At 42.5% G+C, this 12,786-nt stretch carries 10 protein-coding genes; 7 read left to right on the top strand and 3 right to left on the bottom strand.

Annotation, left to right across the window (positions count from 1 at the left end; translation table 11 throughout):
* Position 1: 1 nt before the first annotated feature.
* A complete protein-coding gene (locus MKY52_RS03120; RefSeq protein ID WP_341049754.1) occupies positions 2 to 3,832 on the top strand; it encodes a hypothetical protein in 3,831 nt (1,276 codons plus the stop codon).
* Between the two features lie 95 nt (positions 3,833 to 3,927).
* Positions 3,928 to 4,707, top strand: a complete 780-nt coding sequence (locus tag MKY52_RS03115) for a GNAT family N-acetyltransferase (RefSeq protein ID WP_341049752.1) — start codon at positions 3,928 to 3,930, stop codon at positions 4,705 to 4,707.
* A gap of 66 nt (positions 4,708 to 4,773) precedes the next feature.
* Here the strand turns inward: MKY52_RS03115 and MKY52_RS03110 are convergent, their stop codons facing one another.
* A complete protein-coding gene (locus MKY52_RS03110) occupies positions 4,774 to 5,406 on the bottom strand; it encodes a hypothetical protein (RefSeq protein WP_042124922.1) in 633 nt (210 codons plus the stop codon).
* A 302-nt stretch (positions 5,407 to 5,708) separates the two neighbouring features.
* On the opposite strand from MKY52_RS03110, the gene tkt reads away from it, so the two are divergent.
* Both tkt and ppnP read left to right on the top strand, forming a co-directional pair.
* The gene (gene tkt / locus MKY52_RS03105; protein ID WP_076298280.1) at positions 5,709 to 7,751 is read left to right on the top strand and encodes a transketolase; all 2,043 of its coding nucleotides are present in this window, start codon (positions 5,709 to 5,711) and stop codon (positions 7,749 to 7,751) included.
* A 33-nt stretch (positions 7,752 to 7,784) separates the two neighbouring features.
* Complete coding sequence (gene ppnP / locus MKY52_RS03100) at positions 7,785 to 8,102, top strand: pyrimidine/purine nucleoside phosphorylase (RefSeq protein WP_042185578.1); 318 nt, start codon at positions 7,785 to 7,787, stop codon at positions 8,100 to 8,102.
* A 190-nt stretch (positions 8,103 to 8,292) separates the two neighbouring features.
* Here ppnP and MKY52_RS03095 read toward each other — a convergent pair whose 3' ends face one another.
* A complete protein-coding gene (locus MKY52_RS03095; protein WP_339801228.1) occupies positions 8,293 to 9,192 on the bottom strand; it encodes an NAD(P)-dependent oxidoreductase in 900 nt (299 codons plus the stop codon).
* Between the two features lie 234 nt (positions 9,193 to 9,426).
* Here MKY52_RS03095 and MKY52_RS03090 point away from each other — a divergent pair, with 234 nt between their 5' ends.
* From MKY52_RS03090 to MKY52_RS03080, 3 genes are all read left to right on the top strand, one after another.
* Entirely contained in the window at positions 9,427 to 10,782 is a 1,356-nt protein-coding gene (locus MKY52_RS03090) for a glucose-6-phosphate isomerase (RefSeq protein ID WP_076284083.1), read from the top strand.
* Positions 10,783 to 10,913: 131 nt separating this feature from the next.
* A complete protein-coding gene (locus MKY52_RS03085) occupies positions 10,914 to 11,546 on the top strand; it encodes a YigZ family protein (RefSeq protein WP_076284084.1) in 633 nt (210 codons plus the stop codon).
* 4 nt (positions 11,547 to 11,550) lie between these two features.
* Positions 11,551 to 12,132: a TetR/AcrR family transcriptional regulator gene (locus MKY52_RS03080; protein ID WP_076284085.1), complete on the top strand. Its 582-nt coding sequence runs from the start codon at positions 11,551 to 11,553 to the stop codon at positions 12,130 to 12,132.
* 141 nt (positions 12,133 to 12,273) lie between these two features.
* Here MKY52_RS03080 and MKY52_RS03075 read toward each other — a convergent pair whose 3' ends face one another.
* Positions 12,274 to 12,675 (bottom strand): secondary thiamine-phosphate synthase enzyme YjbQ, encoded by a 402-nt coding sequence (locus MKY52_RS03075; protein ID WP_042185590.1) that lies wholly within the window; start codon positions 12,673 to 12,675, stop codon positions 12,274 to 12,276.
* Between the last annotated feature and the right edge of the window lie 111 nt (positions 12,676 to 12,786).

The following is a 12,786-nucleotide window of genomic DNA, read 5'->3' as shown; positions in this document are numbered from 1 at the left end:
AATGAAAAAGACAAAAGAAATACTTTCACTAGTAATTATAATCACTATCCTATTCGGAGTTTTCCCTAGTCAGGGAGTGTATCTTCAGACAGCAGAGGCTGCGACGGGTGATCCAAATTTCATCACGTATAAAGATATAAATATACCTGCTGATGGTGATTTTTATGACGCTGGTTGGAATTATGGTACTATGAGTGGGACAATAAATAACCAAAAGCTAACGAATATTAAATATAATCGTACCACTAAGCAACTAACATTTGATATTAGTTCAGATGCAACATTGACTGTAGGAGTAAACTTGTATCGTTCAGACAGTGCTATAGATAGACGTGTTGTTCGAGCGGATCTCTGTGTAGCGGCAATACCAGAGGGGGCACCATTAGATTTACCAGTCTACCAATATAATTGTCCGAGCCACTGGTCAAATCCAAATACCAATTGGACCCCATTGTATAGGAGCTTTTTTGATGGACCGTTTGACCAGAATACATTCGATCATACATTTAATCTAGTGACAGATGTTCCTTACTACAACTATATAGGGAATTTAAGTTACGGTGAACTTCCAAAAGGATTAGTTATTAATTACAGTTTTGGTGCAGGTCAACAGGACCCATTTGGTGGATATAGTCCAGATAAAGGATATGGAGGGCCGTATATTGGTTGGAGTTTTCAAAGGGTATTTCCTTTGATACCTAATAGTCCACCTACCATTTCGTTAAATACACCTAATAATCAAGTCCTGCAGAACGAGCCTGGACGAAACATACTTAACATCGAGGGATATGTTCACGATCCAGATAATGATGATCTTATCGTAAGTGCGGAGATACCAAATATATTTTATAGGAAGACGGTAGTATCTCAAACGAAAGGGTATCAGTATTTCTCTATCCCCGTAGACGCTGTGGCTGATTCGATCCCGCCGGGCGATTATACGATGACTGTAAAAGTAGCAGATCCTTCAAATATGTCAGAATCCGCGAGTATGACCTTTAAAGTTACAAACCGACTGAAGCGAAACGCTTTTGTTCTCGTTAATAGTCCTATAGAGAATAGCGGCACCACCTACGAAGATTATGAGTGGGATGCTAAGTACGCTGATCGAGTGAGATATGATCATGATCCGAATTACTTTGATAACTCAATGGGGATTATAGGGGATTCGGGACTATGGAGGACAAGCCTTTACACTTCATTTCCGTATACCGGACAATATGTAGTGAGTTATCAAGCTAAGGATATACCAAAACAGGATGCTCGCTTTGCTGAATATCAGATGTGGAGTAAAGATGCCGCATCTACGATGAGTTTTAAAGTCCATCGCAAGCCAATAGCGCTTTTTTCAGCAAGGCTTATCAATGGAAATGTTCAATTAATAGATTCGTCCTACGATTTAGATCATATTACAAGTTCTGATAAAGGGATTATGCAGTGGCAATGGCAATATAAAAAGACCGTTGATGAGATGTGGATCGACGGACAGCCACCTGGGGGAGTTTTTGAAAAAGACAGTTACGACATACGTTTAAGGGTCCGTGATGTGGATGGAGATAATGGAATCGGTGTATGGAGTGATTGGTGTCAACGTACTGTGGGGAATGCGTCTGTTAATCTACCACCCGTTGCGTTATTTACCGTTGATCCGAATATCGTTTCCTATCGTAAATCTACGACCATTACAGACAAATCTTTCGATCCAGATAATGATCCATTGGATGTATATTACTGGACTGTAATCAAAGACGGATGGAATAAAGTATGGGAACATTGGGGTGGAGCGACAACACCGCCGAATATCGCATCATTCGGTGAAGGGAACTATCAACTCAATCTACAAGTACATGATAATCGTGGCTTGTGGTCGGATTGGTACAGTCAAAATGTACAGGTAGTCAATCATCCACCGGCTGCAGCATTTACAATGCCTAACGAAATATACCGCGATACGATTATCACAATGGATAACTTAACACCAGATCCGGATGAAGATGGAGATGTTTTATCTTATGCCTGGAATGCAAAGTTTAATGATTCTCCTTACTACTGGGCGGGAAGTAACCGTTATCAATCTATGACCATTCGTGATCTTATAAATCGTAACGGTATCTCACATAAAAAGGCCATTTCTGATGGTTGGGAAATGCAGCTCACAGCCTCTGATGGAAGGTTAAGCTCTTATGCGACGCGTACATTTATGGTTAAGAATCATGTTCCTGTTGCTAAGATTAACGGACCTTCATCCGTAAATCAGTATGATACGAAACAATATACTTCAGGGGATATCGATGAGGATACATCAGATCAAGGCTCATTAGAATACTACTGGAAAGTAACGAACAGTAATGGTGAAGTGAAATCATATCTTACTCGCGATATTACGCTTACCTTCTCAGATCCGGGAGTATATACGTTAGAACATTGGGCAATCGATCAGATAGGCGATAAGTCGAATATCGCTGGATTGCAAGTCCAAGTGAAAGAGAATTTGGCACCTTCTATGACTTTAACTAGTCCTTCAGGTACAGCTTCGAACCTATCTGTGATTGACTCAGACCAAGGCGATCCATTAATTAAGTGGACATACACAGATCCAGAAAATGATCCACAGGAGAAATATAGATTAGAGTTTTTTACGAAGGATGATCTATTAGTTTCCACTGTAGAAAATCCAGATCCTACTGGCCTACTCAGACAATATCAAATCCCAAATAATACATTTGAACGGTTTGAATACTTTACAGTGCAAGGTCGGGCATACTCCAAATTTTCATGGTCAGATGTATCAAATGAAAAAACATTCATCATCGATAACGCACCTAAGCCGGGATTCACTCTGATCACAGATACTGGTAAAGATGCGACTAAGGTACCGATCTACCGGACGGACGTTCTGAACATTAAGAGTACCGCAACTGATCCGGACGAACCAAAAGGAGATACAATAAGCCACAAGTATTTCTTAAAACCATCAAGTGGAACAGAAGCCCTAGCAAGCGTTCAAAAGGACTTCACGAAGCAGTTTAGTAGTAACGGTGTCTTTACCTTTAGACAAATCGTTACAGATTCATTGGGTCTGCAACGTGAGCTTTCGCAGAACATCACAGTAGTCAACCGGATTCCGACGACTACAATAACGTACCCAACCAGTGTTGATCCATCCAACCCGACAATCGCAAGTACACTTACCCCGATCATTAAATGGGATTATCAAGATGAGGACGGAGACCTGCAGCAACATTATAAGGTGCGAATTATTAACTTGGCCACCGGTGCAATCAAGGTACAATCTGGTGAGCAAGTATCAAGCGCTAAGCAATGGCAGATTCCAGTCGGTTCACTGATTGAGAATGAAAAATATGCCGTTGAAGTGGAAGTCTTTGATGGTTACAACTGGAGCAATATCTCTCCACGTAAATACTTCATGGTGAATTTACTGAGTATTAAAGGAGGCGTTAAGCACACCGAAGAGTGGAACAACAATCGTAAAGGCTACAATCTGAAAAAGAGTGGCAATGAGGAGAGTCCAAGAGGCTACAACGTATTCTGGGCAGGAGAACGTTTTGTTCTGCAAGGTACAGCAACAGGTCTCCCGGATACTGTGCAAGTTACCATGCACGGAGGGTTCACTACGCAGCTCAGCCCAACTAACGACGATAAAACCTTCTGGACAGGTGAAATGTACGATAGCTCTTTTGAAAAGCTACCAGATGGCCCAGTTACTTTTACCTTTACGGCTCAGAATGCGTATAACACCAAAACGGATACAGTTACCGTTGTTATATCATCGGATTGGTCGGAGTATTTCCAGAGTCATCGAATTAAGTAGAGTAGGAGCCTATATCACCCCATCTTTTTTTGCGTGACTTCACAGGAACATGTTAATGTTGAAGCATTGTATCAAACATTGATAGGGGTAGGGACATGATTCGAGAGTTAACACCAGCGGAAATGAAATCAATTTTGAATTCGATTAATAGGGAACAGCATTTTTTATACTATTCATACCTTACAGCTCGTAAGCATAATTCGGTACACTATGGACATTTTACTGACCAGGGAGAATTGCTCGGCGTATTGGCCTTTTTAAGAGGGCTTCCATTCTATGCTTTTTCCGTATTCCCTGTGGAGAAGTCATTTTGTCTCCGGTCCGTGCTTTCATTTATGAAAGCACAACTGAATTTACCTGACGATGCTGTCGGTAATGTAATCGTGAATGAAGAAGTTATGGCTGTACTCGCTTCACAGCTTGAACTTGTTAAGTCACCCAAAAAACTGCTTCTAATGAAGCATATCCATCAAGAAGCGTTACCACCGGTGGATACAAGCGTTTTACAATTGGGTCCCCCTTATTTTGAACTCATTGAGTCGAAAATGGCCGATTTAGATACAATGGCGTTCTCAAAAGAAGAATTACAGTATCCGTTCTATGGTGTGATGGAACAATATGAGCTGATTGCGGTAGGTGGATACCATATTTATAGCGAAGATTACGTTGAATTGGGGAACATCGGAACGGATGTAAGATGGAGAAGGCAAGGCTACGGAAAAAAAATCTGTGCCGAGCTCACCCGAACGGGGGGAAGGGTTACCTCTAACGTCTATTTGAATGTCCTTGAGGAAAATGTAGGCGCAATTTCTCTATATCAATCCATCGGTTATGAGCTTATGTGCAAACAGTACATGGTCCAATTTGTTATTTGATGGTTAATGAAAAAGGACTAAGCGGATTTAAATCCGCTTAGTCCTTTTTCACAAGCATAGAACCTTTTATACGACCCCTTCAGTCCGGTCTTCATTCATTCGCATCATGCGTGCGGCAACCGAAGTAGTATGTAATGGTAAAGAGGATGGGCGCGCAGAGGCTCTCTGAGCTCTACGTAAATAATAGGATAGCTTGCCAGTAAAAATCTTATGTGCACAGAGTGAAAGCGCGAAATCTTCCGGTGTAACGAAGCAGGAAGGCTTATTCACAGGCTGAACTGCAGTTTCTTCAAATAAAGAGGCAACGAAATGGGAACAAAAATAAGCATTTTCTCTATCGATTTTAATATTCAGAAGCACACCGATTAATCCTAAAAGATGGTATTTATAACGCTCCTGATTTTGCATCATCCCTTGGACGTGATTGTACATCGTATCGTATTCCTCAGCGCTAACACGCAACTGATAGATGGAACAATTAGCACTGCTATAAAAAGGGTCGATAAAGTTCTCCTGGATTAGTCCTGCCACAAATGGATTGTGCATTTTTTTTCTTCCGAAGCTGTATACCTCCCGCAGTTCACAGTCAAAGGCGATCGAAGCATGATTCAGATCGGCTTTTGTAAACCACTTAATAAAACCACTAAAGGCCGTACCTGTACCGGTAAGCACAATAAAGATGTCCTTATTCGAACTCATGTTCAAAGTTCCTTTCCACTAGGAAATGTTGGGTAATGAATGAAAATTATGCTTAACTAACTCCATCTTACTGTATATTTGAGCATTGTAAAACAATCTTTAGTCGCAATTAAAAACTAGACCATAGACTAGTGCAATTCTGGCTTGTCTCATAGTTCTTGTGTGTATATAAATACGTCGATATTGCAAAAGATAAGCTGTTCAAATAAAGAGTTTTTAAAAACAATTGGAATTGCTTCCACACTAATGATACAATAAGAGTCAAAATGACATTCTTGAGATTTCAGAGGAGGAACTATTAAATGAGTGAACAAGAACAAGTGATTCAAAAGGAAGAAAACTCAACTGTAGATAACCTGTCCATTACAACGATTCGTACTTTGGCGATTGACGCCATTGAAAAAGCAAACTCCGGCCACCCAGGTATGCCAATGGGTTCTGCACCAATGGGCTACCAATTGTTTGCAAAAACAATGAAACACAACCCTGATCATCCAACATGGGTAAACCGTGACCGTTTTGTATTGTCCGCAGGACATGGTTCTATGCTTCTGTACAGCTTGTTGCACCTTAGTGGTTATGATCTTCCTATGGAAGAATTGAAAAATTTCCGTCAATGGGGCAGCTTGACTCCGGGTCACCCAGAAGTAGGTCACACCGCTGGTGTCGATGCAACAACAGGTCCACTTGGACAAGGTATTGGTATGGCTGTTGGTATGGCTATGGCTGAAGCTCAATTGGGAGCTACCTACAACAAAGATGAACATAAAGTGGTTGACCACTATACTTACGCTATTTGTGGTGATGGTGACCTGATGGAAGGGATATCTTCCGAGTCCGCTTCACTCGCTGGTCATTTGAAACTGGGCAAATTGGTTGTATTGTATGATTCAAATGATATTTCCCTTGATGGTAAATTGAACCTTTCCTTCTCCGAGAACGTGGCTCAACGTTTTGATGCTTATGGTTGGCAAGTACTTCGCGTTGAAGACGGAAATGATCTTCCGGCTATTGCCAAAGCGATTGCTGAAGCTCAAGCTGAGACTAGCAAACCGACTTTGATCGAAGTGAAAACTGTAATTGGTTATGGTAGCCCTAACAAACAAGGTAAAGGCGGCCATGGCGGTACTCACGGTTCCCCACTTGGAGCAGAAGAAGCTAAGCTTACCAAAGATTTCTACAAATGGGTATACGAAGAAGATTTCTATGTACCTGACGAAGTGCGTGCTCATTTTGCAGAAGTGAAGAAAAACGGAATCGCAGCTAACAAAGCTTGGGATGACAAATTCGCAGCTTACAAAAAAGCATATCCAGAGCTTGCTGCACAGTTCGAAACAGTAATCAACGGCGATCTTCCAGAAGGCTGGGATGCTAACCTCCCAACTTACACTACTGAAGATAAGGCAGTATCGACTCGTGTAGCTTCCGGTAGTGCGCTTAACGGTCTGACTGCTGGCGTTCCTCAGCTTGTGGGTGGTTCCGCTGACTTGGAAAGCTCCACTATGACACATTTGAATGGTTTGACATCGTTCACACCAGAATCTTATGATGGCCGCAACATCTACTTCGGCGTACGTGAGTTTGGTATGGCTGCTGCAATGAACGGTATTGCACTGCACACGGGTCTTAAAGTATTCGGAGGAACATTCTTCGTGTTCACAGACTACCTGCGTCCAGCCATCCGTTTGGCTTCGATCATGAAATTGCCAGTAACCTATGTACTGACACATGACAGTATTGCAGTTGGTGAAGATGGTCCTACGCATGAACCAATCGAACAATTGGCTTCCCTGCGTATCATCCCAGGTCTGACTGTTATTCGTCCGGCTGATGCTAACGAAACTTCTGCAGCATGGGCTTATGCTATGGAAAACAAAGAGAATCCAGTTGCTTTGGTTCTGACTCGTCAAAACTTGCCAATTCTTGCTGGAACAGTTGATGGCGTTCGTGAAAACATCAAACGTGGTGGTTATGTTGTTTCTGATTCCAAGAATGGCACTCCACAAGCACAACTGATCGCTACTGGTTCTGAGGTACAATTGGCTGTTAAAGCACAAGCTGCTTTGGCTGAAGAAGGTATCGATGTTCGTGTAATCAGCTTGCCAAGCTGGGATCTGTTCGAAAAACAAGATAAAGAATACCGTGATTCCGTAATTCTTCCAGGAGTTAAGGCTCGTCTTGCAATCGAAATGGCACAAACCTTTGGCTGGGAACGTTACACTGGTGACCAAGGCGATATCCTCGGCATTACTACTTTTGGAGCTTCCGCACCTGGAGACAGAGTAATGAAAGAATACGGCTTTACTGTTGAAAATGTAGTTAGCCGTGTGAAAGCACTTCTGTAATTAACTGAATAATCATTAGGGGGAGAACAAGTAATGAGTCAGTTTAACAACGCAACGATTGAAAAAGCAGCCAATGTATATTATGGCGGACAAGTAACAAGCCGCACGGTAATTTTGCAGGATGGAACTAAGGTCACACTTGGTATCATGTTGCCTGGTGTATATGAATTTGGTACGGATGGTCCTGAAATTATGGAGATTCTGTCCGGCGATCTTAAAGTGCTGCTTCCCGGCACTGAGGTATGGCAGGAGATTAAGGGAGCGGCAACGTTCAATGTCCCTGGCAACTCAAAATTTGCGTTGGAAGTATTTGAAGTAACTGATTATTGCTGTTCTTACCCGGTTCTATAAAGAGATAACTAGAAAGCTCTGCTGAAAAGCAGGGCTTTTTCTTTTTTTTCTTGCACTACAAAGAATAATTTAGTATTATTAATGCAAACAAACGTTCGCGTATTTTTACTACATAAGTAATTAATTAGTTAAAAAAGACCGCCTCTCACATTGGAAATCATGTGAGAAACGGTCATGAGTAAGTGAAATGTTATTCGGATACAGTAGAACCCATTTTTTGTCCGATCCACTCTTCATAGCATTTCACTACAGCGGAGAGGTCTTCGTCGCCATAGCCTTGGGTAAACCCAGCTTGGAACATACTTTTGGCTAGTCCCAGCATTGGAGAAGGGACGCCTGTGAAATCGCTGTGGGCGGAGGCTAACTTCAAATCCTTTAACATTAATGCAAGGGAGAACTGATTGCTGAAATCATTTTCTATGATTTTACGGCCTTTAAGCTCTGCTTGTTTGCTACCCGCAGAACCAAGCTGCACTAGTTCAAGGAACTTGTCAGCTGGAACACCTGATTTTACAGCGATAGCGAATCCTTCAGCCAGGGCAACGTTGTGAATGCCGACCATAGCATTATGAGCCAGCTTGGCTACAGCACCACTGCCGTTCTCACCCATATGTATCAGCTTTTTGCCCAAAGTATCGAAGATATCGCGATGCTGTTCTATAACTTCAGCACTGCCGCCAACCATGAACACCAAGGTTCCTTCAATAGCTGCCGGCTTGCTTCCGGTCACTGGCGCGTCAAGGAAATGTCCACCTCGAGCTTCTACAGCAGTGGCAATTTCGTGAACTAGTCCTGGAGAAATTGTGCTGGAATCAATAATTAAGCCGCCTGGCTTAAGTGCATCAAGAATACCATCCTGACCATAAAACACTTCACGAACCGAATCATCATTACTGATCATGGTAATAATAACATCCTTACCTTCAGCGGCGGCACGTGGCGTAAGGGCAGTCAGGGCACCTTCTGCTTCAAGAGGTTTACATTTAGCTGCTGTACGGTTGTACACCGTCACCTGAAAGCCGCCACGAAGCAAGTTGGAAGCCATTGGCGCGCCCATTGTTCCAAGTCCGATAAAACCGATTTGTTTCATTTGTTTAGCCACCTTCCGTTTTCTTCATTCTATCACGGCACTTAGGCTAGCACCACAGCTCAGCCATGCCTAATGATGCGGGAAACGCTTCCATGAAACTTTCGAAAACTTGGTTCTAAAGCCCGGGATGTGCCCTAAGACCTTGCCAGTCAAGGCAAATTAAAGTATCCTAATTATAAAGTTGTAACAAGCGGTTTCAAATTTAAAGAGATAAACAGGAGGTTTCCATTACCGATGTCTAAGAAGATTAATTTTGACTACACCAAAGCCCTTTCTTTCTTCAACCAACAAGAAATTGACAACCTTGCCGCTCCAGTTAAGTTAGCGCACGAACAGTTGCATAATAAGACTGGTGTAGGTTCCGACTATCTTGGATGGATTGATCTTCCATCAGCTTATGATAAGGAAGAATTCGCACGCATTCAGCAAGCCGCAAAGAAGATCCAGAGCGATTCCGAAGTACTGATTGTAATTGGTATTGGTGGTTCTTATCTGGGAGCACGCGCAGCGATTGAAGCGCTCTCGCATTCTTTTTACAATAACCTTTCTAAAGATAAGCGCAAAACTCCAGAAGTTTATTTCGCTGGTAATAACATCAGTTCTACATACATCACGCATTTGCTTGATTTAGTAGAAGGCAAAGACTTCTCCGTGAACGTAATCTCCAAATCAGGAACTACGACTGAGCCAGCCATTGCTTTCCGCATTTTCCGCGCAGCTCTGGAGAAGAAATATGGTAAGGAAGAAGCTCGCAAACGTATTTACGCTACTACAGATAAGGAAAAAGGTGCCCTTAAGAAATTGGCTACTGAAGAAGGTTATGAATCCTTCATCATTCCAGACGATGTAGGCGGACGTTACTCCGTATTGACACCTGTAGGCTTGCTTCCAATCGCTGTAGCAGGTATTAACATTGAAGAGATGATGCAAGGTGCTGCTGCCGCTGCGGATGAGTTCAATAATCCAGATGTAGCTACTAACCAAGCTTATCAATATGCTGCAGTTCGTAATGCTCTGTATCGCAAAGGTAAGACAACTGAAATCCTCGTTAACTATGAGCCTTCCTTACACTTTGTATCGGAGTGGTGGAAACAATTGTTTGGCGAGAGCGAAGGTAAGGATTTCAAAGGAATTTATCCTTCTTCCGTTGATTTCTCTACGGATCTACACTCCATGGGTCAATTTATCCAAGAAGGTAACCGTAATATCTTTGAAACGGTAATCCAAGTAGAACAAGTGGCTCATCATGTGACCATTGAGAACGATCCTGATGATCTGGATGGCTTGAACTTCTTAACAGGAAAGACTATGGATTTCGTAAATAAGAAGGCTTTCCAAGGTACAATGCTTGCGCATACAGATGGTCAAGTACCTAACCTTATCGTTACTATTCCTGATCAAACACCATACACATTTGGTTATTTGGTTTACTTCTTTGAAAAAGCTTGCGGCATCAGCGGTTACCTGCTCGGTGTTAACCCATTCGACCAACCAGGCGTTGAAGCATACAAGAAGAATATGTTTGCGCTACTTGGCAAACCGGGTTACGAAAAAGAAAAAGCAGAGCTGGAAGCAAGACTTACAGAATAGTATTGCAGCAGTAATTTAGAGACCATTCATACTAGTGTAAGACACCAGGAGCAGTCCATAGGTAATCCAATACCGGGGCTGCTCCTGACATTATATGAAGACATCATATGTATATAAGGACTGGAATAATTATGTTAGAACAATATCGAACGGTGCGATCTTCCGGTTCTAAGGAAGTCGTAATCCGCAAATCTCGCTTCATTGGTCATGTTATGCCAGTTGAGAATGAAGAAGAAGCATTGTTGTTTATCGAAGACATCAAGAAGAAACATCGGGACGCAACGCATAACTGTTCTGCTTATGTGATTGGGGAGCGAGACGAAATCCAGAGGCAATCGGACGACGGGGAGCCGAGTGGAACAGCCGGCAAACCGATTTTGGAAGTAATTCGCAACCAGGGAGTTAAAAATGTCGCAATTGTTGTTACCCGTTATTTCGGAGGCATTATGCTGGGTGCCGGAGGGCTGATTAGAGCTTATACGGATGGGGCAGTGCTTGCGCTTGAAGCAGGAGAAGTAATCACCCGTGTGCTAAGACGAGAGGTATTCGTAGAAATTGATTACACTTGGCTAGGCAAGGTTGAGAACGAACTTCGGGGAAGGGGTATTCAGACCGGCGAGACTTTGTTCACCGATAAAGTAACGTTGTTATGCTTACCGCGAAATGACGAGGGAGACGCATTTATGGCATGGATAACAGATCTAACCCAAGGGCAAGCCTTGGTAACAGAAGGGCGGCGGATTTACTACAGCGAAGGGGATTAGGTATATGGCAAGGAGAGCAGTGGAGCAGGAGTTGTCGAGGGAAAGAATATTAGAGGCCGCTAGGCATCTGTTTATTACCAAAGGGTATCGAGCGATTTCAATGCGAAGCATCGGTCAGCATTTGGGATACAGCCACGGCTCTCTCTATTATCATTTCAAAGAGAAGGCGGAATTGTTCTACGCCATTGTTGTCGAAGATTTTAATCATGTGGCTACTTTGCTTGGTCAAGTAATGAATAAGCCACCTGAAGAGGGTATGACTCGAGTAGAGCAGCTAATTATGGAGTTTATAAGGTTTGGAATAGATCATCCTTATCAGTATGAAATTATGTTTATGATTCGTGATGAAGAGCTGCTGGCTTATTGTAGAGCAGAGCAGGGACGATGTTTTGATTTATTCTCAAGTATTGTACGCCGTCATATGAAGGAAGAGGGATATGTGTCCGAGGATTGGCAGAACGTGCCGCTAACCTTGTTCTTATCCGCTCACGGATTTATATCTTATTATATCCAAGATAAAGTATCATTTGAGGATGTAAAAGAGGCAGCATCAGCTCATATCAAGGTTTTATGTCGCAGCCTTTAACATGCTGTTTTTTTTATAAGTTGACACTTTAAAGCTGTGCATTGGTATAACACTACTTCTCTGCTTGGTCAAAGTAATATTTAATTCTAGTTATATTTTAATGGCCGCTCCGTAGCAATAACGGATGCGGCCATTCATCATTTATCCCTCAATAATTTTTAAGAAACATTGTCTACGTCTAGGTCCATCAAACTCACAAAAATAAATCCCCTGCCAACGTCCAAGTAATAGTTCGCCATCATGGATGATTATGCTCTGGGAAGGTCCGGATGTAATAGACTTAAGGTGGGAGGCAGTATTGCCTTCAGCATGTCGATACTTCGGATGCTCCCAAGGGTAGACTTCATCCAAACGCATCAGAACATCATGCCTCACATCAGGATCTGCATTCTCATTGATTGCAATTCCTGCGGTGGTATGTGGACAATAAACTACGATCACCCCGCTACGCACCCCGCTTTTTTTCACAAAAGAAATGACTTCACGAGTAATATCCCGTAATTCATCCCGTTTTGTTGTAGTAATCTCCAGTGTATGCAGCATAATCATTCCCCTTCCTGTGATGTGCCACTTTTTCCTAACCTTTGTTATATATATTTTACCCCAAATTCACTTGAAAGTAATTGACGACAACGAGAAGGATTTGGTAAAGTA

It is taken from the genome of Paenibacillus sp. FSL P4-0184 (assembly GCF_038004625.1).
In the GTDB taxonomy this organism is placed as follows: Bacteria; Bacillota; Bacilli; order Paenibacillales; family Paenibacillaceae; genus Paenibacillus_AQ.
The sequence above is the reverse complement of the archived record's forward strand: the minus strand, read 5'-3'. Positions and strand labels throughout refer to the sequence as shown.